Source organism: Burkholderia sp. HI4860, assembly GCF_002223045.2.
GTDB lineage: Bacteria > Pseudomonadota > Gammaproteobacteria > Burkholderiales > Burkholderiaceae > Burkholderia.
Genome location: NZ_NKFO02000003.1, coordinates 529,041 through 551,949, shown reverse-complemented (window position 1 = coordinate 551,949; position 22,909 = coordinate 529,041). Strand labels below are relative to the sequence as shown.

Genomic DNA, 22,909 nt, shown 5'->3' with positions numbered 1-22,909 from the left:
GAGAACTGTTCATGACCGGATGGAATCACGCGCGGCAGGCGCGCGATGCACGCCTTGCGGCCGGCGCGGCTTACGCGGCGCAGGGCAAGCGGGTCGATGCGCGCGACACCGTCGCGTTGCTCGAAGCGGTGCTGCGGCCCGGCGATCGCGTGTGCCTCGAAGGCGACAACCAGAAGCAGGCCGACCTGCTCGCCACCGCGCTCGCCGACGTCGACAGCGCGAAGATCCACGACCTGCACATGGTGCAGTCGGGCGTCGTGCTGCCCGAGCATCTCGACGTGTTCGAGCGCGGCATCGCGAAGCGCCTCGACTTCGCGTATTCGGGCCCACAGTCGCAGCGGATCGCAAAGCTGCTGTTCGGCGGCAAGATCGCGCTCGGCGCGGTGCACACCTATCTCGAGCTGTTCGCGCGCTACTTCATCGACCTCACGCCGCAGGTCGCGCTGATCGCCGCGGTCAGCGCCGATCGCGACGGCAACCTGTACACCGGCCCGAACACCGAAGACACGCCGACCGTCGTCGAGGCCACCGCGTTCAAGGACGGCATCGTGATCGCGCAGGTCGATCGCATCGTCGACAAGGTGCCGCGCGTCGACATCCCGGGCGATCGCGTGCACTTCGTCGTCGAGGCCGGCCGGCCGTTCTACGTCGAGCCGCTGTTCACGCGCGATCCGGCGGCGATCACCGAAACGCAGATCCTCACCGCGATGCTCGCGATCAAGGGCATCTACGCGCCGTACGGCATCAAGCGCCTGAACCACGGGATCGGCTTCAACACGGCCGCGATCGAGCTGCTGCTGCCGACCTACGGCGAGAAGCTCGGGCTGAAGGGCAAGGTCTGCTCGCACTGGGCGCTCAATCCGCACCCGACGCTGATTCCCGCAATCGAGTCGGGCTGGGTCGAGCAGATCCACTGCTTCGGCTCGGAAGTCGGGATGGACGACTACATTCGCGCGCGCTCCGACATCTGGTTCACGGGCCCCGACGGGTCGCTGCGCTCGAACCGCGCGTTCTGCCAGACCGCGGGCCTCTATGCGTGCGACATGTTCATCGGCTCGACGCTGCAGATCGACCTGTCCGGCCATTCTTCGACGGTCACGGCCGAGCGCATCGCCGGTTTCGGCGGCGCGCCGAACATGGGCAGCGACGCGCGCGGCAGGCGCCATCCGAGCGAGCCGTGGCTGAAGGCCGGTGCGGAGGCCGACCCCGACACGCCGGCGGCGCTCAGGCGCGGCCGCAAGCTCGTCGTGCAGATCGGCGAGACGTTCGGCGACAAGAACGTGCCGATATTCGTCGAGAAGCTCGACGCGCTGAAACTCGCCGACAAGCTGCAGCTCGACCTCGCGCCGATCATGGTCTACGGCGACGACGTCACGCACATCGTCACCGAGGAAGGGATCGCGAACCTGCTGATGTGCCGCGACAAGGACGAGCGCGAGCACGCGATCCGCGGCGTCGCCGGCTATACGGAAGTCGGCCGCGGCCGCGACCGGAAGATGGTCGAGCGGCTGCGCGAACGCGGCGTGATCCGTCGCCCGGAGGATCTCGGCATCGATCCGCTCGACGCCGACCGCCGCTGGCTCGCCGCGCGTTCGATCAAGGATCTCGTGCACTGGTCGGGCGGCCTGTATGCGCCGCCGGCCCGGTTCCGCAACTGGTAAGGACAACGGCATGGAACAGTTGAACTATCGCTTCACCGCGCGCGAGCGCGCGAAGGGCGAGCAGGCCGCGGCGCTCGTCGGCGTGGTGGCGTCCGGCAATCTCGAAGTGCTCGTCGAGCGCGTGCTGCCGGACAACGAATGCGAGATCGACATCCGCACGGCGGCGGTCGGGTTCGGCGCGGTGTGGCAGGCCGTCGTCGCGGATTTCGTCGAGCGGCGCACGCCGGGCGGCCTGAAGCTGTCGATCAACGACGGCGGCGCGCGGCCCGACATGGTGTCGCTGCGGCTCGCGCAAGCCGTGCGGGCGATCGAGGGGGACGCATGATGAACGACGCGATCCACGATACGCACGATACGCCCGCGTTCGTCGCGAATGCCGCGAGCTGGTACGAAGCATCGGCGCGGCAGCGCATCGACGGGCTGCTCGACGCCGGCAGCTTCAGCGAATTCCTCGGCCCGGCCGAGCGCGTGACGAGCCCGCACCTGCCGCTGTTCGACCTGCCGCAGCAATTCGACGACGGGATGGTGGTCGGCCACGGCCGGCTCGACGGCCAGCCGGTGTTCGTCGCCGCGCAGGAAGGCCGCTTCATGGGCGGCGCGTTCGGCGAAGTGCATGGCGCGAAGCTCACCGGGCTGCTGCGGGCCGCGCGCGACACCGGCAAGCCGGTGCTGATCCTGTTCGATACGGGCGGCGTGCGGCTGCAGGAGGCGAACGCGGGCGAACTCGCGATCGCCGAGATCATGCGCGCACTCGTCGAAGCGCGCGCGGCCGGCGTGCCGGTGATCGGGCTGATCGGCGGGCGCGCGGGCTGCTATGGCGGCGGCGGGTTGCTCGCCGCGTGCTGCTCGGCGCTCGCGGTATCGGAGCAGGGCCGCATCAGCGTGTCGGGCCCCGAAGTGATCGAGACCAATCGCGGTGTCGAGGAATTCGACGCGAAGGACCGCGCGCTGATCTGGCGCACGATGGGCGGCAAGCACCGGCGGCTGATCGGCGGCGCGGATCGCTACGTGGCCGATACGCCCGCTGCGTTCCGTGCGGCGGCGCTCGCGCTGATCGGCCGAGCGCCGACGTTCGATGCGGCGATGTTGCGCGCGGAGCAGGCCCGCCTCGAAGCGCGTGTCGAACGGTTCGGCGCGTGCAAGGATGCGCTCGACGTGTGGCGTGCGCTGGGTGCAGCGGCGCCGGAAGCGATTCCGGGGATGCCCGACGAAGCCTTCGCCGCGCTCGCGGACCAACTGCAGGAGAGCCCGCATGACGCTCGATGAAGTTCTGAATTCACTGTTCCCGCAAGGCCACGCGATCGCCCGTCACGGCGGCCTGCTGACTGGCCACGCGGAACTGGCCGGCACGCGCGTCGACGTGATCGGCGTCGCCGACCGTCTGCCGTTCGGCATCGACGAGGCGCTGACGCTCGCGTCGCACGTGCTCGGCACGATCGAACGTGGCGGCGACACGCCGATCCTCGTGCTGGTCGACAGCGACAGCCAGCGGATGAGCAAACGCGACGAACTGCTCGGCCTGAACGAAGGGCTGTCGCATCTCGCGAAGTGCCTGATGCACGCGGATCTCGCCGGGCACCGGACGATCGGCGTGCTGTATGGCCACACGGCCGCCGGCGCCTTCATCGCGACCGCGCTCGCGACGCGCACGCTGCTCGCGGTGCCGGGCGCGGAGCCGGAGGTGATGGACCTGCCGTCGATGTCGCGCGTGACCAAGCTGTCGATCGACGTGCTCAAGGAGATGTCGCGCTCGACGCCGGTGTTCGCACCGGGGCTCGACAATCTCGTGAAGATGGGCGCCGTCGACGCCGTGCTCGATCCGGCCCGCGCGCTCGACGCGCAGGTCGCCGAATGGCTCGGCAAACCGGCCGACCGCGTCGACCGGCGTGCGTCACGCGGCCGGCCGGTTGCCGCCGACGTCGCCCGGCGCGTCGAGGCACTCGCGCATGCCGCACGTTGAGCTGCCGCTGCGCCGCCACACGCTCGTCACGCTGACGGCGGCGGGGTGGGGCGCGGCATTCGCGCGCGATCCCGCGCTCGCGGCCGATCCGCTCGTGCGCGCGTGGGCCGAACGCGGCTGGCCGCTGATCGTGCGCCGCGCGTCGCCCGACGAGGCCGATGCCGGCCGCGTGCCGCTCGGCCTGCCGCTGCCGCCTTCCGCGGGCAAGCGGCGCATCGCGCTGAACGCGGCGGCCGACGCGCTCGCGACGGTCGGCCCGCTACCGGCGTTGTCCGACGTGCTCGCCGCCGCGCCCGACGCATGGCGCACGGCGTTGCGCGCGCTCGATGCGCTCGGTGAGCGTTGCGGCGTGCAGGGCCGCGTGTTCGGCAGCCTTGCATGGCAGGCGCTGACGGGCGAACCCTACCTGGGGGCGTCGTCCGATCTCGATATCGTGTTCCCGCTGCCGGACCCTGCGTCGCTCGCGCCGCTGCTCGACGGCCTCGCGGCGATCGACGCGTGCGCGCCGATGCGCATCGACGGCGAACTGCTGCGCGACGACGGCGCCGGCGTCAACTGGCGCGAACTGCACGCGCGGCAGCCTGAAGTCGCGGTCAAGACCGCGATCACCGTCGAACTGATACCGGCCGACGCGTTCCTCGGAGGGGCACGATGAGCGCATGGGCTGCCTGCCGCGTACCCGCGCCGTCCGAAGCCGAGCGCATCGCCGACCTGGCCGAGCGCAGCCTCGTGCTGGAAATCGCGACCTATCCGAAGCCGGGGCTCGTCAGTCACGTCGACACCGGCAGTCACACCGACATGGATGCCGCGACGTTCGCCCGCAGCGCCGCCGTGCTGCGGCCGTACTTCGCCGAGTTGGCCGACGCGGGCGCACGCGATGCGGACATGGCCGTGCTGCGCAAGATCGGCCTGCGTGCCGAGCACGCGATGCTCGCCGCGACCGGTGGCGTCAACACGCATCGCGGCGCAATTTTCGGGCTAGGGCTGCTGTGTGCGGCTGCCGGTCGGCGCGCGATGCCGGGAACCATGCCGGCAGGAATGACGCTCGGTGCGTTCGTCTCCCGCCGCTGGGGAGCCGATATCCTCGGCGGCCCGCGCTTGCCCGACAGCCACGGCGAACGCGCGAGCCGCCGCTACGGCGTCGGCGGCGCACGTCGCGAGGCGGCCGACGGTTTCACGACCGTCTATGCGGTCGGGCTGCCCGCGCTGCGTCGCGCGCAGCGTGACCTGCCGGGCGACCCGGAAGCCGCGCGCGTCGATGCATGCTTCGCGCTGATCGCCGCGCTCGACGATACGAACCTGCTGCACCGGGGCGGGCAGGCCGGCCTCGCGTTCGCGCGGGCGACCGCACGTGCGTTCGTGGCACGGGGCGGCGTGCGGGCGCGCGACTGGCGGCTGCGCGCGGCCGCCGCGCATCGTGCGTTCGTGGCGCGGCGGCTGAGCCCGGGCGGCGCCGCCGACCTGCTCGCGATGAGCGTCTTCGTCGATGCGCTCGAAGTTGACGAGGGCGCGCGATGACGCTGGTCATCCTCTGTTCGGGGCAGGGCGCGCAGCGCGCCGACATGTTCGACCTGACCGGCGCCGCGCCGCAGGCCGACGCGCTGTTCGCGCACGCTGGCCGGCTCCTCGGCGACGATCCGCGCGCGTGGGTCCGGCAGGCCGGGCCGGACGCGTTGCGCGAGAACCGTGCCGCGCAGATTCTCTGCACGGTCCAGGCGCTCGCCGCCGCCGCGCTGCTCGACGCGGTGTGGCCGCGCCGGCGCTGCGTCGCCGGCTACAGCGTCGGCGAAGTCGCGTCGTGGTGCGTTGCCGGGATGATCGAGCCGGACGCCGCGCTCGACCTGGCCGATGCGCGTGCGCGCGCGATGGATGCCGCGAGCGGCGGCGACGAGCGGATGGTGTTCGTACGCGGCTTGGCGCGCGCGCAACTCGCACGATTGTGCGACGGCCGCGACGCGGCGATCGCGATCGCGAATCCCGGCGACGCGTTCGTGGTCGCGGGGCGGCAGGCCGATGTCGACGCGGTGGCCGACGAGGCGTCGCGCGCCGGCGCGCTGCGCGTCGCACCCGTCTGCGTGCGGATCGCATCGCACACGCGCCGGCTCGCCGCGGCCGTGCCGGTGTTTCGCGCGTCGCTCGCCGCGACTCACGTACGGCGGCCGCTGCCCGGCACGCGGCTGTTTGCGGGGATCGATGGCGCATCGGTGCTGGACGTCGACGCCGGCCTCGACAAGCTTGCGCGGCAGATCGCGGAGCCGGTCGAGTGGGCGGCCTGTCTGGCCGCGTGCGTGGAGGCCGGTGCGACCGCGTTCCTCGAGCTCGGTCCCGGCCGCGCGCTGGCCGAGATGGCAGGGGGGGCCTATCCGGCGCTGCCGGCGCGCAGCCTCGCGGATTTCCGTTCCGTGGACGGCGTGGCGAGCTGGCTCTCGCGCGTCGCGACGGGCTGATCGGTCGCATGAAAGACGGGCGCTAACCCGTTCGCCGGAGACCGGTTTTGCGCTGTGTGTTGCGCCGGCGCAGCAGCCTCTCAGGTGGGGCTTGCCACGCGAATTGGCGTCGCTAAAATGGCGCCCGCCATGAGACCAGCCGCCTTCCTTCTCGCCGCGCTTTGCTGCGCGGCGAGCGCCCACGCCGCCCAGATTCCGTCCGATGCCGCATCGGTCGGCACATACTTTTCGTATGACAACGCAGCGGCCGACGCGACCGTCGACCTGATCGGGCAGGCGCAGCGCCGCGTGCTGCTGGCCGGCTACACGCACGTGCCGCCGGCGATCGCGAGCGCGCTGCGCGCGGCCCGCGCGCGCGGGGTCGAGGTGCGTGTCGTGCTCGTGCGTTCGCCGCGCGCGGGCAGATACAGCGGCGCGGGCTATCTGAAGTCTTCCGGTATCGACGTGGCGATCGATACGCGGCACGGCGATCCCGCGCCGCGCTTCGTGATCGTCGACGACAGCGTCGCGCTGACCACACTGTCCGAAGGCGCGGCCGCGCATGCGGAAACGGTGAACGTGTTCCAGCGTGCGCCGGAGCTCGCGCAATCCTATGCCCAGTCGTTCTGGCGGCTGTACCGGCAGGCCGGCGGCCTCTGACCTTTTCCGTCGGCCCGCGCGGGCCGGTGTGACCCTGCTTGCATCGGCGCGGCCGATGAACCATGCTCGTTGACAGGCGCCGACGCGGGTTTCGCGCATCCGGCGCAACGGCAGGGAGTCGATCGTGTTCGAGTGTTTTGCCGATCGCGCCGATGCCGGCTGCCAGCTGGCCGGTGCATTGCGCGATTACGCGGGGCGTGGCGATGTCGTCGTGCTCGCGTTGCCGCGCGGCGGTGTACCCGTCGCCTATCCGGTCGCTTGTGCGCTGCATGCGCCGCTCGACGTGCTGGTCGTGCGCAAGCTCGGCGTGCCGTACGATCCCGAGCTCGCGATGGGCGCGATCGCGACGGGTGGGGCGATTCATCTGCAGCGTTCGGTGCTGCGTTCGATGAAGGTGTCCGACGCGCAGCTCGCCGACGTGATCGCGCGCGAGACGGCGGAACTGCATCGCCGTGAAGCGCTGTATCGCGGTGCCGCGCCGCCGCTGCCGGTCGAAGGGCGTATTGCGATCGTCGTCGACGACGGCGTCGCGACCGGCGCATCGATGCGCGTCGCGCTGCAGGCGTTACGCGAGCGTCATCCGGCGCGGATCATCGCGGCTGCACCGGTCGCGCCGGCGGGTACACGGCACGGGTTCGACGATCTGGCCGACGCGTTCGTCACGGTGACGCTGCCGCTGCCGTTTTTCGGGATCAGCCAGTTCTACGCGCGCTTCGAGCAGACGAGTGACGACGAGGTGCGCGCGTTGCTCGACGCGGCGCGGCGCTGATCCGGTGTCACGTCCGCCGGATGCGGCGCGGGCGAGGGCGGCGAGCTTCGGCCCGCGCGAACACGCGCTGCAGCATCGGATGCACTTCCCCGTGCCAGCGTGCCCCCGTAAACAGCCCGTAGTGATCGCAGTCGTCGATGTCGATGCGAAAGCGCTCGTCGTCGGCGAGGCCGCTGCACAGGTCGAGCGCCGCGTGCGTCTGGCCGGCGCCCGTGACCTTGTCGCATGCGCCTTCGACGGTCAGCAGGACGATGCCGCGCAACGCCGCCGGCTCGACGCGCCGGCCGCCTACGTCCCAGGTGCCTAGCGCCAGGCTCATGCGCTGGAACACGATGTCGACCGTATCGAGGAAATACTCGGCCGGCATGTCGAGCAGCGCCGTGTATTCGAGCAGCGCGCGCCGCGCGCCGGCGAGTCCGGTCATGTCGAAGCGCGACGCAGCCAGCGCGTACGCTTCGATCAGCGACAGGAAGCGCTGCGGGTACACGAGCGCGATCTCGCCCTGTTGCAGATAGGTGGGAAACACGTGGCGGCCGTGCCCCGCGAAGCCGGGCGGCACGACGTCGATCAGGTGGCGGCGGCACCAGGCGAGCGAATGGGCGGCAGCGGCGGTGCCGAGCGCACTCGGATTCCGGCGCGCGTCGAGCGGGCCGCCGATCAGCGTGACGCTCGCGGGCGACGGGAGACCGCGCGCCGCCCGCAGCGCGAGCGCGCCGAGCGCCGGCACGGTCGCCTGGCACACGGCGACGACATGCAGCGGCCGGTCGTCGTGCGCGAGTCCGTCGACGAAGCCGTCGAGCGTCGCGACGTACTCGTCGAGCCCGAAACGGCCCGACGCGAGCGGTACGTCGCGCGCATTGCGCCAGTCGGTCACGCAGACATCGCCGTCCGCGAGCAGCGTCTCGACGGTTTCCCGCATCATCACGGCCGCGTGCCCGGCGAGCGGCGCGCACAGCAGCACCGTGCGCTGCGCGTCGGCCCGCGTGAAGCGCCGCAGGTCGCAGAACGGCGTGCGCGCGACGACGCGCTCGCCGAGCGCCGGCCATCCGATGTCGAAGTGCGGGGGGCCGTCCGGCGGCCCGAGCAGCGGCTCGAACAGGTCGTCGTAGCACGACGACGCAGCGTGCGGCAGCGTGGCCGCGGGCCACGCGTCGAACGCATGCCGCGTCGCCGCGCGCCAGGCGCGCATCCATTCCCGCTGCTGCTCGACGAGGGCGTACCACATGGCGAACCTTGAGGCGGAGGGGGGGTGAACTTGCATTATGGTCACTGTGGCCGGACATCGTGAGTCCCGCGCGCGGCGGGTTGATGTGCATCAGGCGCACGGGCGCGAAGGCCAGCCGAGTACGGTCCGCTATTTCGGCAAACGCGGTCGCGGCGCCGGCCCCCGCTCGTTGCGGGCGGGAACGGGCCCGAGCCCTAGGCGATGCCGCGCGACGCTGCTACAGTCGTCGCTCCCATTCTTCCGAAGCGGAGCGTTCGCGATGAAGCTGATCGGCATGCTGGATTCCCCGTTCGTGCGTCGGGTCGCCATTTCGGCGAAACTGCTCGACCTCCCGTTCGAACACGAGTCGATCTCGGTGTTCCGTCATTTCGAGCAGTTCAGGGCGACCAACCCGGTCGTCAAGGCGCCGACGCTCGTGACCGACGACGGCGCGACGCTGCTCGATTCGTCGTTGATCGTCGACTATCTCGATCATCGGGTCGCGCCCGAGCGGCGCTTGCTGCCCGATACCGCCGATGCGCGGCTGCGCGCGCTCGTGCCGGTCGGTTTCGCGCTGGCGGCCGCCGAGAAGACCGTGCAGGTCGTCTACGAGCAGGCGCTGCGTCCGGCCGACAAGCAGCATGCGCCGTGGCTCGAGCGCGTACTGAGCCAGATCGAGGGCGCATACGGCGCCCTGGAGCCGCTCGTCGCGGCCGCGAACGGCTGGTTCGGCGGCGCGCGCCTGCTGCAGTCCGACGTGACGGTCGCGGTCGCATGGCGCTTCACGCAGTTCATGGCGGCCGACTACCCGACGCTCGCGCGGATCGATCCGGCCCGTTATCCGGCACTGGCCGCGCATTCGGCGCGGGCGGAGGCGCTGCCGGCGTTCGTCGAAACACCGCTCGTCTAGGCGCAGCGGCGACCTGCGGCGGAGCCCCGCGCCGCTGCCCATCGCCCGCCCAGCCTTGTCAGGCAAGGCGCTGTCGATTGTTCTCGGCGGCTGACAAGTGACTTCGCATTCGCGCTGTTTATCCGGGCGCGGCCGGTCCCTAGAATCCACTCCATCGAATGACGCCTTGCCTGATGGAGCCGCAGATGAAAGCCCTGATCGAATCGAGCCTGTACCACCCGTCCCTCGTGTTGCCGCTTGCCGCGCTGACGCAGTTGATGGTCGAGCGCGATTTCAATCTCGGTCAGGTCGGGCTGATCGTCGCGGCGCGCGGTGCGCAGGCCGCCGTGTCGCGCTCGCGAGCGCTGATTTTCTGCCGCCACTGCGAAGCGCAGGCATGAGCGCGCCGGCGTCGAATGGATGAAAAAAAGCCCGGCCGGCGCAAGACGGTCGGGCGGATCGGGTTCGATCGGGCCCCGGCTTTGGCCGGGGCTTTTTCATGGGTGACGCTCAGGCGCGTGCCGGCGACCCGACACTGTAGATATCCGCTTCGTCGTCTTCGCGCATCTGGCGCACGAGCTGATGAGCTTCGCGGCGCGACGCGACGGCCGGCGGCGAGCCCTTGAGCGGCTGGCGCGCGGTTTCGGCGAGCGCGACGACCGACACGATGCCGATCACGGCGGCGCCCATCATGTAGTACGCGGGCATCATCAGGTTGTGCGTGACGTCGACCAGCCAGGCGGTCACGAGCGGCGTCGTGCCGCCGAACAGCGACACCGACACGTTGAAGCCGATCGCGAGCGCGCCGTAGCGGATCTCGGTCGGGAACAGCGCCGGCAGCGCCGACGGCATCACGCCGGTAAAGCACGACAGCAGCACGCCGAGGATCAGCAGCCCGCCGAACACCGACGCCGTGGTGCCCGCGTGGATCAGCATCATCGCCGGGATCGACAGCACGAGCAGGCCGACGCAGCCGGCGAGCATCACGGGCTTGCGGCCGACCTTGTCCGACAGGCGGCCGGCGGCGAGCGTGAGCGGCATCATCAGCACCATCACGATCAGCACGAGCACGAGGCTGTGCGATTCGTCGAAGTGCAGCGTCGACGACATGAAGCTCGGCAGATACGACAGCACCATGTAGTCGGTCACGTTGAAGATCAGCACGAGCCCGACGCACAGCAGCAGGGCACGCCAGTTGCGCATCAGCGTTTCGCGGAAGCGCGCCTTCGGCACGGCCTTGTCCTGCGCTTCGCGCTCTTCGGCCTGGCGCTTGAACGCGGGCGTTTCCTCGAGCTTCATCCGGATGTAGAGACCGATCAGGCCGAGCGGGCCGGCGATCAGGAACGGCACGCGCCAGCCCCACGACAGCAGCGCTTCCTGCGACAGCGACGCGGTGAGCAGCGCGACGACGCCCGCGCCCATCACGTAACCGATCAGCGTGCCGAACTCGAGGAAGCTGCCCATGAAGCCGCGGCGCTTGTCGGTCGAGAATTCGGCGATGAAGGTGGCGGCGCCGCCGTACTCGCCGCCGGTCGAGAAGCCCTGCACGAGCCGGGCGACGAGCAGCAGCACGGGCGCCATGATGCCGATCGACGCGTAGCTGGGGATCAGGCCGATCGCGAAGGTGCCGACGGCCATCATGATCATCGTGGCGGCGAGCACGCGCTGGCGGCCGATGCGGTCGCCGAGCGGGCCGAACACCATGCCGCCGAGCGGGCGCACGAGGAACGCGGCCGCGAACGTGCCGAAGGTCGCGAGCAACTGCGCGGACGGGCTGCTGGACGGGAAGAACACCTTGCCGAGCGTGACGGCGATGTAGCTGTAGACGCCGAAGTCGAACCATTCCATCGCGTTGCCGATGGCCATGGCGCTGACGGCGCGCTTGAGGAGGCTCTGGTCGACGACGGTGATGTCGTCCGCGACGAGCGGGGCTTCGCCGGACGACGAAGCGGTGGAAGAAGCAGCGGTCGGGCTGACGTGTGTTGCGGTCAAGGTCATGCACTCCTTTGACTGCGCCGAACGGGCGGGCCGTCCGACACGGTTTGCCGGCGAGCGCGGTGTCGGATGCGGCGCGTCGGGGCAGACCTTTAAGCACTTACTGCATTGCAGGCGGTAAAGGGCCGTAAGGGGCTGCTTCGACGCGGGCCCGATGGGCCGTCGCGACAGTGCGCTCATGAAGAATGGGCCGCGTGATGCTGGCGGCAGATGCCGGTGCGGACGGTGTCCAGCGTTCCGGCAAGCGCCCCGGAGGGGCAACGAAACGAGAAAAGCGGGCCTGTCGGGCGGGCTTTCCTGTGGGTGCAATTTCGGTCGAAGCGCCGGCCCGCAACGCGCGGACGGACTTCTTGCGAAATCGAATAGACAGAGATTGAATGTTGAAACAGGCGACATGATAGCACGATGACGGATGATCGTGCAAATTGCCGGGAAACGCCCGGCTGGCGGGGCGTCCGGCGAGGGTGGCTCGGGTATGATCGGCGGCGCACGGCGGGGCCGTGCGGCCTCGGGTGACGGGGCCGAATTCACGAGGAACCGGATGACCGAACTGATGAGGATCGCGGCGCTGTTTGCCGCCACCGCGCTGGCCGAAATCGTCGGCTGTTACCTGCCGTGGCTCGTGCTGAAGGAGGGCCGGCCGCTTTGGCTGCTGGTGCCGGCCGCGCTGTCGCTCGCGCTGTTCGCGTGGCTGCTGACGCTGCACCCGAGTGCGGCGGGACGCACCTATGCCGCGTACGGCGGCGTGTATATCGCGGTGGCGCTGGTCTGGCTGCGGGTGGTCGACGGTGTCGCGCTGACCCGCTGGGACGTGGCCGGCGCGGTGCTCGCGCTCGGCGGAATGGCGGTCATCGCGCTGCAGCCGCGCGTGTGAGCGCGGCGACGGCGCGTGCCGCCGGCCGCCTGCTTCAAGCCGCTTCGGCGGCGCCGGCTTCGGCGGACGTGCGCCACACGCAGGTGCCCTTGACCGACTTGTCGAGTTCGTCGAGCTGCGCCTGGTGCGCGGCGAGTTCGTCGTCGCTCGCGGTCACCACGACCAGATCGAGCGCGGCGAGCGACACGCGCTGGCCGTTGCCCGCACCACCGTCGGCGCCCATGTCGTCGAGCATGTCGATCACGAGGCTGTCCTGGCCGCGCGTCATCGCCAGATACACCTCGGCGAGCAGCTCCGAGTCGAGCAGTGCGCCGTGCAGCGTACGGTGCGCGTTGCTGATGCCGAAGCGGTCGCACAGCGCGTCGAGCGAGTTGCGCTTACCCGGGAACATCTGCTTGGCCTGCACCAGCGTGTCGATCACGCCGCCGCAATGCTCGGTGAACGGCGGCAGGCCGAGCCGCGCGAATTCCGCGTCGAGGAAGCCAAGGTCGAACGGCGCGTTGTGGATGATCAGCTCGGCATCCTTCACGAAGTCGAGGATCTGGTGGGCGACTTCCGCGAATTTCGGCTTGTCGCTCAAGAATTCGGTCGTGAGCCCGTGCACCGCCAGCGCGCCCGGATCGCTGTCGCGCTCCGGGTTCACGTAGAAGTGCAGGTTGTTGCCGGTGAGCCGCCGGTTCAGCAGCTCGACGCAGCCGATTTCGATGAGGCGGTCGCCCGTGCGGGCGTTCAGGCCGGTGGTTTCGGTATCGAGAATGATCTGGCGCATGTCGGGAAATACGTAGGAAACAGGGGAGCGGCCCGCGTTCAGGCCGTGAGCGATTCGACGCCGCGATTCGCGAGTGCGTCCGCGCGCTCGTTTTCGGGATGGCCCGCGTGGCCCTTGACCCAGCGCCACTCGACCTCGTGCTGCGCGACGAGCGCGTCGAGCCGCTTCCACAGGTCGGCGTTCTTCACGGGCGTTTTCGCCGCGGTGACCCAGCCTTTCTTCTTCCAGCCGTGGATCCACTCGCTGATGCCTTTCTGCACGTATTGCGAGTCGGTGTGCACGATCACCTGGCACGGCCGCTTCAGCGCTTCGAGCGCGGCGATCACGCCCATCAGCTCCATGCGGTTGTTGGTCGTGTTGGGCTCGCCGCCGAACAGCTCCTTTTCCTTGTCGCCGTAGCGCATCAGTGCGCCCCAGCCGCCGGGGCCGGGGTTGCCCTTGCAGGCGCCGTCGGTATAGATGTCGATGGTATCGGTAGTCATGAATGTTCTTGATGGGTGGTCGGGGAGGCCGCCGGCGTGAGGCCCGGTGCGAGCACGGGCTTCTTCATCCGGATCTGGCCGACGAGGCGCATGCCGCGCACGCGCTTGACGGCCGTCACCATGTAGACGGCGCCGAAGATCGGCCACCAGCGGTCGCCGGCGGCTTCCATGAAGCCGTAGCGGGCCAGCCACTGGTCGGTGACGAGCGGCGGCCGGTAGCAGCCGAAGCGGCCGCGTTCGAGGTCGAAGCCGAGCAGCTTGATCCAGTCCTTGAGCCGGATGAACGCGATCTGGTCGCGCGTGGCCGGCACGAACGGGCGGTTCGCCATGCGCCCGAACGATTGCCGCATGCCCCACAGGCTGAGCGAATTGAAGCCGGTGATCACGAGCTGGCCTTCCGGCATCAGCACGCGCTCGGCCTCGCGCAGCAGCCTGTGCGGATCGGACGTGAATTCGAGCGTGTGCGGCATCACGATCAGGTCGACGCTCTGCGACTCGAACGGCAGGTCGAGCAGGTCGCACCAGGTCGTGCTGCGGCCGTCGGGCGCGTGCTCGGGCGCATGCGCTTCGCGCGCCCACGGATACTGGTACGGCGCGCTCGCGCCGCTCGCCGGATCGAGCACGAGGCCGCGATACGGCATGCGGTTCTCGCGCAGCGCGTCGAGCTGCGGCAGGCCGAGCTGCAGCGCGTGGAACCCGAAGACGTCGGACACGATCCGGTCGAGCTGCGCCTGCTCCCAGCCCAGCACGTAGCGGCCGGGTGGTGAGTCGGTCCAGGCGGGCCAGTCTATAATTTGACGGTCAGACATAACGATGATTGCGCGCCCATGAACGAGCTGGAATACGTGCCGGTTCCGGCATTCGATGACAACTATATCTGGCTCGTCTCGGACGGCCGCGATGCGATTGCCGTCGATCCGGGGGAAGCCGCGCCGGTGCGCCGGGTTCTAGCCGAACGAGGCTGGCGGTTGACCGCTATTTTACTCACGCACCATCACGCCGACCACGTCGGCGGTGTCGCGGCCCTGCGCGATAGCCAACCGGACGATGTTCCCCTCGTCGTTTACGGCCCCGCGGCCGAGGCGATCGGCGTGGTCACGCAGCCGCTTTCGGGCGGCGCGCGCGTGACGCTCGACGCGCCGGCCGCCACGTTCGACGTGCTCGACGTGCCGGGCCATACGCGCGGCCACATCGCCTATTTCCAGGCGGCCGGGCAGCGCAACGCGGCGCCGCACGTGTTCTGCGGCGACACGCTGTTCTCGTGCGGTTGCGGGCGCCTGTTCGAGGGCACGCCCGCGCAGATGCTCGCGTCGCTCGACGCGCTCGCGGCGTTGCCGGGCGACACCCACGTGCATTGCGCACACGAATACACGCTGTCCAACATCCGCTTCGCGCTCGCGTGCGAGCCCGGCAATGCGGCGCTCGCCGCGTGGCGCGACGACGCACAGGCGCTGCGCGCGCGCGGCGTGCCGACACTGCCCACTACGATCGCGCACGAGCGTGCCGTTAACCCGTTCATGCGTGCGGACAGCGAGGCGATCCGCGCGACGCTCGAAGCGGAACTGCACGAAACGGTGCCGGATCGTCTGACGGCGTTCACGCTGATGCGCGAGTGGAAAAACCGGTTCCGATGATGATTTCCGGAGGACTCCAAAGCTCAAGCGGAGTCTGTAAAAATTGCTCCAAATGTAGGATTTCGCTGAGTTTTCGGTGTTTTTATTGACGTGAAGCACGCACTTCCGTAGTATCGCCTGCAATTTCCAGCCGTCGGAAGCAGAGATTTTCATGCGACTTATATTGAGTGCGATGGTGGTTCTGCTGCTCGCCGCTTGTGCGAGCCAGGCCCCTGTCGCCAACAACGCCGCCGATTCGCAGGCGACGTCCACTTACCTCCGTAAATCCGCCACCGCCAAAGAAACTGTCGACGTCGACAAACAATCCGTCGGCGACCTGACCAGTGCGGACTCCGATCTCTGGGGTCGCATCCGCCGCGGTTTCCAGATGCCCGACCTGCAGACCGACCTCGTCGACATGCAGACTACCTGGTACACGCAGCGCCCGGACTACGTGCAGCGCATGACCGAGCGCTCGCAGAAGTACCTGTACCACATCGTCGAGGAACTCGAGGCGCGTCACATGCCGACCGAGCTCGCGCTGCTGCCGTTCATCGAGTCTGCGTACAACCCGCAGGCGCTGTCGGTCGCGAAGGCGGCCGGCATGTGGCAGTTCATGCCCGGCACCGGCCGCACGTACAACCTGAAGCGCAACATGTGGCAGGACGAGCGCCGCGACGTGCTCGCGTCGACGAGCGCCGCGCTCGACTACCTGTCGCGCCTGCATGACATGTTCGGCGACTGGTATCTCGCGCTGGCCGCGTACAACTGGGGCGAGGGCAACGTGCAGCGCGCGATCGCCCGCAACCAGGCGGCCGGCCTGCCGACCGACTACCTGAGCCTGCGGATGCCGAACGAGACGCGCAACTACGTGCCGAAGCTGCAGGCGGTGAAGAACATCATCGCGAATCCGCAGCAGTACGGCCTTGCGCTGCCGGACATCCCGAACCACCCGTATTTCGTGACGGTCACGACGTCGCGCGACATCGACGTGGCGGTGGCCGCGAAGCTCGCGAACCTGTCGCTCGACGAATTCCGCTCGCTGAACCCGTCGTTCTCGAAGCCGGTGATCCTCGGCGCGACCGAGCCGCAGATCCTGCTGCCGTTCGACAACGCGTCGGCGTTCGAGAAGAACCTGAAGGCATACAACGGCCAGCTGTCGTCGTGGACCACCTATACGGTCAGCGAGCGGGCACGGCCGGCCGCGATCGCCGAGAAGATCGGCGTGGACGCCGATACGCTGATGTCGATCAACAAGATTCCGGCCGGCATGCGCCTGAAGCCGGGCTCGACGATCGTCGTGCCGCGCGGCGATGACGACGACGAGGACATCAGCGCCGACGTCGCCGAAAACGGCGCGCTCGCGATGGAACCCGACGTACCCGACACGCGCAAGATGCTGATCCGCGTGCGCCGCAAGCAGTCGATGGCGGCGATCGCCGGCCGCTACGGCGTGTCGGTCGGCCAGCTCAAGGCGTGGAACCGCACGCACCGCGATCTCGCGATGCCGGGCCAGGCGCTCGTGCTGCACGTGCCGGTCGGCCGTTCGGTGCCGGCGGAACCCGGCCCGGAGCGGATCGCGACGTCGGCCGGCGGCGCGCACATCGAGCGCGCGAGTCTGGCAGTCGGCGGCAAGTCGCACGGCGCAAAGCGCGGCGCGACGAAGCCGGTGGCCAAATCGACGAAGGCGGCACCGGCCAAGGCCGCCGCGCACAAGGGCAAGAAGAAGTAACGCAGTCGCGAACGCATCGTGCGGCCGGCCCGGTTCGCGCGGTTGCGGTATCATCCGACGAAATGCAAGGAAACGCCGTCACCGAGGTGACGGCGTTTTTGTTTGTGCGCGGCGCGGGGGCGCTGCCTCGATGGTCTTCATATAAGAAGGGGGAGTGATGTCGTCGGTGCAGGTGAGGGTGCTCGCGCTGTTTTCGGTCGGGTATTTCGTGTCGTACGTGTTTCGCGGTGTCAATCTGGGCTTCGCGCCGTTCGTCACGCACGAGCTCGGGTTGTCGGCCGCCGATCTCGGCCTGCTCACCAGTCTCTATTTCCTCGGCTTCGCGGGCGCACAGATCCCGGCAGGCGTGATGCTCGACCACTTCGGCCCGCGCCGCGTGACGGCCGGCATGCTGCTGTTCGCGGCCGCCGGCGCGGCCGTGTTCGGCGCCGCGCACAGTCTCGGCACGATGATGGTCGGCCGGCTGCTGATAGGCGTCGGCGTCTCGGTGTGTCTCGGCGCGGCGTTCAAGGCGCTCGCGCAGCATTTCCCGGTCGGCCGGCTGCCGCTCGTCAACGGCCTCGTGATGGCCGTGGGCGGCCTCGGCGGCGTGATGGTCGGCTCGCCGTTGACCTGGCTGCTCGGCTGGACGAGCTGGCGCGCGATCTGTTTCGGCCTCGCGGTGCTGACGGTGATCGTCGCGGCGTCGATCGGCCTGGGCGCACCGGAAGCCAAGCAGGTGCGCCACCAGGGCGGGCTCGTCAGCCAGTTCAAGGGCACGTGGCACATCCTGAGCAGCCGTGCGTTCTGGAAGATCTCGTCGTTCTCCGTCGTCACGCAGGGCGTGTTCTACGCGATGCAGTCGCTGTGGGTCGGGCCGTACCTGCGCGACGTCGCAGGGTTCGATGCGCCGCATGCCGCGCGCCTCGTGTCGGTGCTCGGCTTCGCGATGATGGCCGGCTGCGTCGGCTTCGGCGCCGCGGCGCGGGTGCTCGAGCGGCGCGGCGTGTCCGTGTACGCATTCTGCGGCGTCGGCATGGCGCTGTTCGTTGCGACGCAGGCCGCGATCGTCGCACGCGTGCCGTTGCCGCCGGCCGTGCTGTGGGCCGCCTACGGGATGTTCGGCGGCGTCGGCATCCTGACCTACGCGGTGATGGCCGGGCATTTTCCCGCTCACCTGATCGGCCGCGCGAACACGACGCTCACGCTCGTGATCTTCCTGCTGATCTTTGCGTTCCAGATCGGGGTCGGCGCGGTGCTGTCGCACTGGCCGGCGGTCGACGGCCGCTATCCGGCCGCCGCGCACTTCACCGCGTGGGGTGTGCTGCTCGCCCTGCAGCTCGCGAGCGCGGTCTGGTACGTCTGGCCCGCGCGCGGCGCTGGTCAAGCGCACTGATCCGGCGGTACGCTGGCGGGTAGGGCGGCCGCGTAAACGGGGCCGCAGCGCGTTGCGCCGCGTCGCCGGACGCGGCGCGCGCACGATCGGACGGCCATATCAATTGAAGATAGGGCCATTTTCAGGCTATAATTTGAAAGTTTGTGCTGATCAACCTCGCACCCTAGCGCCTACCTCATTCATCCCGTTCATCCGCCGCACGCCGCCTGCCGGGCGATGCCGCGAAGCCTCGTGCGCCACGCGCCGGGTTCGCGTCTCGACAACGCAGGCCGCGTCCAGCAAGCGACCACGCGCGCCCACGCAGCGCGGCGCTCGCGCGGCAGGGTAAACAGGTCGGCAGCAGGGTGTTCCCCAAGGAGCCTCCCGTGTTGCCGTCTTTTACTCCCGCCTTGCTTGCACTCGCCGACGGCACGGTCTTTCGTGGTTATTCGATCGGGGCCGAAGGCCACACGATCGGCGAAGTCGTGTTCAATACCGCGATCACCGGCTATCAGGAAATCCTGACTGACCCGAGCTACTCGCGCCAGATCGTCACGCTGACCTACCCGCATATCGGCAACGTCGGCGTCAACGCCGAAGACGTCGAAGCCACGAAAGTCCATGCCGCCGGCCTGATCATCCGTGATCTGCCCTCGCTCGCATCGAACTTCCGCATGGACCGCACGCTCGGTGATTACCTGCGCGACGAAGGCGTCGTCGCGATCGCCGGCATCGATACCCGCAAGCTGACCCGTATCCTGCGCGACAAGGGCGCGCAGAACGGCTGCATCCTGACGGGCTCGGACGACGAAGCGAAGGCGATCGAACTCGCGCGCTCGTTCCCGGGTCTCGCGGGCATGGATCTCGCGAAGGTCGTGTCGACCACGAAGCCGTTCGAATGGAAGCAGACCGAGTGGCGCCTCGAAGGCGGCTACGGCATGCAGGAAGCGCCGAAGTACCGCGTCGTCGCGTACGATTTCGGCGTCAAGTACAACATCCTGCGCATGCTCGCGGAGCGCGGCTGCCACGTGACGGTGCTGCCGGCACAGGCGAGCGCGGAAGATGCGCTCGCGCTGAATCCGGACGGCGTGTTCCTGTCGAACGGCCCCGGCGATCCGGAACCGTGCGACTACGCGATCGCGGCCACGAAGCAGTTCATCGAGCGCGGCGTGCCGACCTTCGGCATTTGCCTGGGTCACCAGATCATGGGCCTCGCGGTCGGCGCGAAGACGCTGAAGATGAAGACGGGCCACCACGGCGCGAACCACCCGGTGAAGGATCTCGGCGACGGTCGCGTGGTGATCACGTCGCAGAACCACGGCTTCGCGGTCGATGCGGATTCGCTGCCGGCCAACGCGCGCGTGACGCACGTGTCGCTGTTCGACGGCACGCTGCAGGGCTTCGAGCTGACCGACAAGCCGGCATTCTGCTTCCAGGGCCACCCGGAAGCGTCGCCCGGCCCGCACGACATCGGCTACCTGTTCGACCGTTTCACCGCGCTGATGGACGCGGCGAAGCAGCGCAACGCCTGACGTCAACGACGCAACCGAAGAACGGGAGATTCGCATCATGTTCGGCCACGCACTCGGCATCACGGATATCTGGACCTACGTGTTCGGCGTGATCTTCATCATCCTGCTGCCGGGGCCGAACTCGATGTACGTGCTGTCGCTCGCGGCGCAGCGCGGCGTGAAGGCCGGCTATCGCGCGGCGTGCGGGGTGTTCGTCGGCGACACGGTGCTGATGGTGCTGTCCGCCGCCGGCGTCGCGTCGCTGCTGAAGGCGAACCCGCTGCTGTTTTCCGTCGTCAAGTACGGCGGCGCCGCGTATCTGCTCTACATCGGCACCGGCATGCTGCGCAGCGCGTGGCAGAAGCTGCGCGCGCGCGGCGACGAGCCGGTCGAGGCAGCGCCTGCGGTCGATGGCGAGCGGCCGTTCCGCAAGGCGCTGATCGTGAGCCTGCTGAATCCGAAGGCGATCCTGTTCTTCATCTCGTTCTTCATCCAGTTCGTCGACCCGGCATTCCCGCATCCCGCGCTGTCGTTCGTCGTGCTCGGGGCGATCGCGCAATGCGCGAGCTTCCTGTACCTGAGCACGCTGATCTTCGCGGGTGCACGGCTTGCCGAGCACTTCCGCCGCCGCCGCAAGCTTGCAGCAGGCGCGGCGAGCAGCGTGGGCGGCCTGTTCATCGGATTCTCGGTGAAGCTCGCGCTGGCGACGATGAGTTAAGCGAGTCACCCGACGAGCGAACGCTTGCGCGTTTGCAGGTCGGGTGGCGGCCCAATAAAAAGAATCGACCAATCATCCGGGGAAACCATTTTGACTGACACGCCAGGAAGCAATTCGTTGAGCGAGAGCACTGCATCGATCGATTTGACGGCCGCATCCGCGGCTGCCACGCCGCGGAATGAGGCGGACGGGGCGGTCGGGGCGGTCGCGCGCATTCGGACGTCGATCGACATCGAGTCGTCCACTGCCGTGCTGTCCTTCGGCGACGACGCGATGCGCGAGCTCAGCGCGTATTCCGATCGCATTCTGGCAGACGTGAAAGGCAAGGATGTAGGCGAAGCGGGAGCGCTCCTGTCGAATCTGCAGGACCAGATCCGTTCACTGGATCCGGAGTCGTTGCAGAAGCAGGGGTTCGTTTCGCGTATGCTCGGCACCGCGCAGCGGGCAGTCGAGCGTTTCGTGCGCCGCTACGAGGATGTGTCGAGCCAGATCAACGAGGTGGCGCTGCGGCTCGAGATATGGCGCGAGGCGATGCGTCGCGACATCGCGATGCTGGACGACCTGCACGCGAACGGCGTCCAGTATGTGAAGAACCTGGACACCTACATCACGGCGGGCGAGCAGTACGTCGCTGAATTTCGGCAAAGCCGTATGCCGGAATTGCAGGCCGCGATGAGCGGCTTGTCGGACGATGAGCGCGCGCTCCAGCAGGAGAAGGTGCAGGATCTCGCACGCAACATCGATCGGCTCGAGCGCAAGGTGCACGACCTGAAGCTCGCGCGAATGGTCGGGTTGCAGCGCCTGCCGCAGATCCGCATCGTGCAGAACGGCGATGCCCTGCTGGTGGACAAGATCCATACGGCGATTCATACCGCGATTCCCGCATGGAAGGCGCAGTTCATCACCGCGCTTGCGCTTGAGCGGCAGAAGCAGGCGTACGAGACGCAGCAGGCCGTGGTCGACATGACCAATGAACTGCTGCGCAAGAATGCCGAGCAACTGCACCGCAGCGCTACGTCGATCGAGCAGGCAAGCCAGCGTAGCGTCATCGATATCGAATCGGTGCGTCATGCGAATGAATTGCTGCTGCGCACGGTGGGTGACGTAATGGAAATCCAGGCGGAAGGCCGGAAGAACCGCGCAGCCGTCGAGGTCGAATTGAAGAAGCTCGAATCCGATCTGCGGACGTCGTTGGCACGTCAGGCGGCGGGGGCGTGATGCTGCGCTGGGGCGGACGACTTCAATTGCCCAAGGTACGGCCGAAAGGCGGCACCCGGCTCTTTGTCCGTGCGTTGTGGATGAGCTTGTGGCACGGATTCGTGGCTTACGGTTCCGCGTTCGCGGGAACGGCGGTCGGGGTGGGTGCGGCGTCGCTGGTCGCCGCAGTCGGTCTGGTGGACAAGTTGCACGAATTCGACAAGCACGCCCGGTTCGTGGATTTTGGGCCGTGGGTGATCGCGGTGATGATCGCGGGTGCAGGCATGTCGCTCTTCCTGATGGGAGCGGTGATGGGGTTGGCGTTCCGCCACCTGTACCTGGTGCCGCGCGTCCATCTTGCCATCGGGCTTCTGACCGCTTTTGCCTATTTTCTGCCGACGGTCTGGCTGAGCGTAGGATGGATCGTGTTGCCGGCTGCGCTGCTCGTCTGGTGGGGGCTGCGCGCGCTGGAAACCCCGGACTCCGCGCGGATCGAGTGGTTGTTGCACAAGTATTACCGCGGGTTCCCGGAACTGCAGGACTGGATTCGGGAATACATCCTAACCGCGTGGATGTCGTCGTCACGAGCGGCGCCGCAGCCGCTGCAGCAAGCCGAGCTTTCGTCCGTGGCTGGTACGGCGGCGAACAGGCACGGACTGGCGTCAAGCCTCCTCGACGAACAAATGGCCGAAATGAGCCAGATGCACGCGCAACTGAAGGGCAGTGTGATCGAGGACGAATGGAGTGCGCTGATCAGGACCAGCCAGCGTATCCATCGAATGGTGGGCACCGATGCCGAGCGGTACAGCCTGTTGAACCACTTTCTCGCGTCGCAATTGCCCAACGCGATCAGGCTTGGTTGGTTTTTCATCAAGGCTGACGGATTGACAGAATCGAACCCGTCCCGAGCGGAACACATGCGTGAAATCGAGGCGGGTCTCAAGGGACTGCTCGGCCAGTTCGAGAAGGTGCAGAACCAGATGGCGGAGAGTGATCTGGAGGGACTCCAGGCGCTACTTCGCGTCCTGAATGAAGATTTGAAGCAGGCAGAGCAGCGGGAGGCCAGCGCGCCTCTCCTGTGAAGTCGGTGGCCAG

24 protein-coding genes are annotated in these 22,909 nt (G+C 68.5%); 19 read left to right on the top strand and 5 right to left on the bottom strand.

The window, feature by feature from the left end:
* Positions 1 to 11 precede the first annotated feature (11 nt).
* The 9 genes from mdcA (at position 12) to CFB34_RS17775 (ending at position 7,476) form a co-directional block, all read left to right on the top strand.
* Positions 12 to 1,661: a malonate decarboxylase subunit alpha gene (gene mdcA / locus CFB34_RS17815; protein WP_089439682.1), complete on the top strand. Its 1,650-nt coding sequence runs from the start codon at positions 12 to 14 to the stop codon at positions 1,659 to 1,661.
* 10 nt (positions 1,662 to 1,671) lie between these two features.
* Positions 1,672 to 1,986, top strand: coding sequence for a malonate decarboxylase acyl carrier protein (gene mdcC / locus CFB34_RS17810; protein WP_089439683.1), 315 nt, complete (start codon positions 1,672 to 1,674; stop codon positions 1,984 to 1,986).
* Positions 1,983 to 2,927: a biotin-independent malonate decarboxylase subunit beta gene (locus tag CFB34_RS17805; RefSeq protein ID WP_089439684.1), complete on the top strand. Its 945-nt coding sequence runs from the start codon at positions 1,983 to 1,985 to the stop codon at positions 2,925 to 2,927. The genes mdcC and CFB34_RS17805 overlap by 4 nt, the downstream gene beginning before the upstream one ends.
* The gene (mdcE, locus tag CFB34_RS17800; protein ID WP_089439685.1) at positions 2,914 to 3,621 is read left to right on the top strand and encodes a biotin-independent malonate decarboxylase subunit gamma; all 708 of its coding nucleotides are present in this window, start codon (positions 2,914 to 2,916) and stop codon (positions 3,619 to 3,621) included. Before CFB34_RS17805 ends, mdcE begins: the two co-directional genes overlap by 14 nt.
* On the top strand, positions 3,608 to 4,276 hold the full coding sequence (mdcG, locus tag CFB34_RS17795; protein WP_089439686.1) for a malonate decarboxylase holo-[acyl-carrier-protein] synthase: 669 nt from the start codon (positions 3,608 to 3,610) through the stop codon (positions 4,274 to 4,276). Before mdcE ends, mdcG begins: the two co-directional genes overlap by 14 nt.
* Positions 4,273 to 5,139, top strand: a complete 867-nt coding sequence (gene mdcB / locus CFB34_RS17790; protein ID WP_089439687.1) for a triphosphoribosyl-dephospho-CoA synthase MdcB — start codon at positions 4,273 to 4,275, stop codon at positions 5,137 to 5,139. Before mdcG ends, mdcB begins: the two co-directional genes overlap by 4 nt.
* Entirely contained in the window at positions 5,136 to 6,068 is a 933-nt protein-coding gene (locus CFB34_RS17785; RefSeq protein ID WP_089439688.1) for an acyltransferase domain-containing protein, read from the top strand. Before mdcB ends, CFB34_RS17785 begins: the two co-directional genes overlap by 4 nt.
* 117 nt (positions 6,069 to 6,185) lie before the next feature.
* The gene (locus tag CFB34_RS17780) at positions 6,186 to 6,707 is read left to right on the top strand and encodes a phospholipase D-like domain-containing protein (protein WP_089439689.1); all 522 of its coding nucleotides are present in this window, start codon (positions 6,186 to 6,188) and stop codon (positions 6,705 to 6,707) included.
* Positions 6,708 to 6,831: 124 nt separating this feature from the next.
* Positions 6,832 to 7,476 (top strand): phosphoribosyltransferase family protein, encoded by a 645-nt coding sequence (locus CFB34_RS17775; RefSeq protein WP_089439690.1) that lies wholly within the window; start codon positions 6,832 to 6,834, stop codon positions 7,474 to 7,476.
* 7 nt (positions 7,477 to 7,483) lie between these two features.
* On the opposite strand, the gene CFB34_RS17770 is transcribed toward CFB34_RS17775, so the two are convergent.
* On the bottom strand, positions 7,484 to 8,701 hold the full coding sequence (locus CFB34_RS17770) for a polyhydroxyalkanoate depolymerase (protein ID WP_089439691.1): 1,218 nt from the start codon (positions 8,699 to 8,701) through the stop codon (positions 7,484 to 7,486).
* A gap of 259 nt (positions 8,702 to 8,960) precedes the next feature.
* On the opposite strand from CFB34_RS17770, the gene CFB34_RS17765 reads away from it, so the two are divergent.
* Positions 8,961 to 9,590: a glutathione S-transferase gene (locus CFB34_RS17765; protein ID WP_089439692.1), complete on the top strand. Its 630-nt coding sequence runs from the start codon at positions 8,961 to 8,963 to the stop codon at positions 9,588 to 9,590.
* A 185-nt stretch (positions 9,591 to 9,775) separates the two neighbouring features.
* Positions 9,776 to 9,970: a hypothetical protein gene (locus CFB34_RS17760; protein WP_069249260.1), complete on the top strand. Its 195-nt coding sequence runs from the start codon at positions 9,776 to 9,778 to the stop codon at positions 9,968 to 9,970.
* Positions 9,971 to 10,079: 109 nt separating this feature from the next.
* Here the strand turns inward: CFB34_RS17760 and proP are convergent, their stop codons facing one another.
* Entirely contained in the window at positions 10,080 to 11,567 is a 1,488-nt protein-coding gene (proP, locus tag CFB34_RS17755; RefSeq protein ID WP_089439693.1) for a glycine betaine/L-proline transporter ProP, read from the bottom strand.
* A 538-nt stretch (positions 11,568 to 12,105) separates the two neighbouring features.
* On the opposite strand from proP, the gene CFB34_RS17750 reads away from it, so the two are divergent.
* Positions 12,106 to 12,438: a YnfA family protein gene (locus CFB34_RS17750; RefSeq protein WP_089439694.1), complete on the top strand. Its 333-nt coding sequence runs from the start codon at positions 12,106 to 12,108 to the stop codon at positions 12,436 to 12,438.
* A gap of 34 nt (positions 12,439 to 12,472) precedes the next feature.
* Here CFB34_RS17750 and dnaQ read toward each other — a convergent pair whose 3' ends face one another.
* The 3 genes from dnaQ to CFB34_RS17735 are packed head-to-tail and all read right to left on the bottom strand — an operon-like array spanning position 12,473 to position 14,498.
* Positions 12,473 to 13,207, bottom strand: a complete 735-nt coding sequence (gene dnaQ, locus CFB34_RS17745) for a DNA polymerase III subunit epsilon (RefSeq protein ID WP_089439695.1) — start codon at positions 13,205 to 13,207, stop codon at positions 12,473 to 12,475.
* A gap of 38 nt (positions 13,208 to 13,245) precedes the next feature.
* Positions 13,246 to 13,689, bottom strand: coding sequence for a ribonuclease HI (gene rnhA, locus CFB34_RS17740; RefSeq protein WP_039347704.1), 444 nt, complete (start codon positions 13,687 to 13,689; stop codon positions 13,246 to 13,248).
* Positions 13,686 to 14,498, bottom strand: coding sequence for a class I SAM-dependent methyltransferase (locus CFB34_RS17735; RefSeq protein ID WP_089439696.1), 813 nt, complete (start codon positions 14,496 to 14,498; stop codon positions 13,686 to 13,688). Before CFB34_RS17735 ends, rnhA begins: the two co-directional genes overlap by 4 nt.
* Before the next feature lie 18 nt (positions 14,499 to 14,516).
* Here CFB34_RS17735 and gloB point away from each other — a divergent pair, with 18 nt between their 5' ends.
* From gloB to CFB34_RS17700, 7 genes are all read left to right on the top strand, one after another.
* On the top strand, positions 14,517 to 15,323 hold the full coding sequence (gene gloB / locus CFB34_RS17730) for a hydroxyacylglutathione hydrolase (RefSeq protein ID WP_089439697.1): 807 nt from the start codon (positions 14,517 to 14,519) through the stop codon (positions 15,321 to 15,323).
* Positions 15,324 to 15,474: 151 nt separating this feature from the next.
* A complete protein-coding gene (locus CFB34_RS17725; protein ID WP_089439698.1) occupies positions 15,475 to 17,034 on the top strand; it encodes a transglycosylase SLT domain-containing protein in 1,560 nt (519 codons plus the stop codon).
* A 157-nt stretch (positions 17,035 to 17,191) separates the two neighbouring features.
* Positions 17,192 to 18,409, top strand: a complete 1,218-nt coding sequence (locus CFB34_RS17720; protein WP_089439699.1) for an MFS transporter — start codon at positions 17,192 to 17,194, stop codon at positions 18,407 to 18,409.
* A 365-nt stretch (positions 18,410 to 18,774) separates the two neighbouring features.
* Positions 18,775 to 19,920, top strand: a complete 1,146-nt coding sequence (gene carA, locus CFB34_RS17715; RefSeq protein WP_041492797.1) for a glutamine-hydrolyzing carbamoyl-phosphate synthase small subunit — start codon at positions 18,775 to 18,777, stop codon at positions 19,918 to 19,920.
* A gap of 37 nt (positions 19,921 to 19,957) precedes the next feature.
* Positions 19,958 to 20,617, top strand: a complete 660-nt coding sequence (gene leuE / locus CFB34_RS17710) for a leucine efflux protein LeuE (RefSeq protein ID WP_039347686.1) — start codon at positions 19,958 to 19,960, stop codon at positions 20,615 to 20,617.
* A gap of 24 nt (positions 20,618 to 20,641) precedes the next feature.
* Complete coding sequence (locus CFB34_RS17705; RefSeq protein ID WP_089439700.1) at positions 20,642 to 21,835, top strand: toxic anion resistance protein; 1,194 nt, start codon at positions 20,642 to 20,644, stop codon at positions 21,833 to 21,835.
* Complete coding sequence (locus CFB34_RS17700; protein WP_143329424.1) at positions 21,832 to 22,896, top strand: 5-bromo-4-chloroindolyl phosphate hydrolysis family protein; 1,065 nt, start codon at positions 21,832 to 21,834, stop codon at positions 22,894 to 22,896. Before CFB34_RS17705 ends, CFB34_RS17700 begins: the two co-directional genes overlap by 4 nt.
* Positions 22,897 to 22,909 lie beyond the last annotated feature (13 nt).

What these genes read in the sequence shown, in the direction of transcription:
- gloB (WP_089439697.1), top strand. Translation starts at nt 14,517, where the DNA reads ATGAACGAGCTGGAATACGTGCCGGTTCCGGCATTCGATGACAACTAT.
- leuE (WP_039347686.1), top strand. Translation starts at nt 19,958, where the DNA reads ATGTTCGGCCACGCACTCGGCATCACGGATATCTGGACCTACGTGTTC.
- proP (WP_089439693.1), bottom strand. Translation starts at nt 11,567, where the DNA reads ATGACCTTGACCGCAACACACGTCAGCCCGACCGCTGCTTCTTCCACC.
- CFB34_RS17805 (WP_089439684.1), top strand. Translation starts at nt 1,983, where the DNA reads ATGATGAACGACGCGATCCACGATACGCACGATACGCCCGCGTTCGTC.
- mdcB (WP_089439687.1), top strand. Translation starts at nt 4,273, where the DNA reads ATGAGCGCATGGGCTGCCTGCCGCGTACCCGCGCCGTCCGAAGCCGAG.
- CFB34_RS17770 (WP_089439691.1), bottom strand. Translation starts at nt 8,701, where the DNA reads ATGTGGTACGCCCTCGTCGAGCAGCAGCGGGAATGGATGCGCGCCTGG.
- CFB34_RS17735 (WP_089439696.1), bottom strand. Translation starts at nt 14,498, where the DNA reads ATGTCTGACCGTCAAATTATAGACTGGCCCGCCTGGACCGACTCACCA.
- dnaQ (WP_089439695.1), bottom strand. Translation starts at nt 13,207, where the DNA reads ATGCGCCAGATCATTCTCGATACCGAAACCACCGGCCTGAACGCCCGC.
- mdcG (WP_089439686.1), top strand. Translation starts at nt 3,608, where the DNA reads ATGCCGCACGTTGAGCTGCCGCTGCGCCGCCACACGCTCGTCACGCTG.
- mdcE (WP_089439685.1), top strand. Translation starts at nt 2,914, where the DNA reads ATGACGCTCGATGAAGTTCTGAATTCACTGTTCCCGCAAGGCCACGCG.
- CFB34_RS17725 (WP_089439698.1), top strand. Translation starts at nt 15,475, where the DNA reads ATGCGACTTATATTGAGTGCGATGGTGGTTCTGCTGCTCGCCGCTTGT.
- CFB34_RS17750 (WP_089439694.1), top strand. Translation starts at nt 12,106, where the DNA reads ATGACCGAACTGATGAGGATCGCGGCGCTGTTTGCCGCCACCGCGCTG.
- CFB34_RS17720 (WP_089439699.1), top strand. Translation starts at nt 17,192, where the DNA reads ATGTCGTCGGTGCAGGTGAGGGTGCTCGCGCTGTTTTCGGTCGGGTAT.
- CFB34_RS17760 (WP_069249260.1), top strand. Translation starts at nt 9,776, where the DNA reads ATGAAAGCCCTGATCGAATCGAGCCTGTACCACCCGTCCCTCGTGTTG.
- mdcA (WP_089439682.1), top strand. Translation starts at nt 12, where the DNA reads ATGACCGGATGGAATCACGCGCGGCAGGCGCGCGATGCACGCCTTGCG.
- CFB34_RS17780 (WP_089439689.1), top strand. Translation starts at nt 6,186, where the DNA reads ATGGCGCCCGCCATGAGACCAGCCGCCTTCCTTCTCGCCGCGCTTTGC.
- CFB34_RS17765 (WP_089439692.1), top strand. Translation starts at nt 8,961, where the DNA reads ATGAAGCTGATCGGCATGCTGGATTCCCCGTTCGTGCGTCGGGTCGCC.
- CFB34_RS17785 (WP_089439688.1), top strand. Translation starts at nt 5,136, where the DNA reads ATGACGCTGGTCATCCTCTGTTCGGGGCAGGGCGCGCAGCGCGCCGAC.
- rnhA (WP_039347704.1), bottom strand. Translation starts at nt 13,689, where the DNA reads ATGACTACCGATACCATCGACATCTATACCGACGGCGCCTGCAAGGGC.
- mdcC (WP_089439683.1), top strand. Translation starts at nt 1,672, where the DNA reads ATGGAACAGTTGAACTATCGCTTCACCGCGCGCGAGCGCGCGAAGGGC.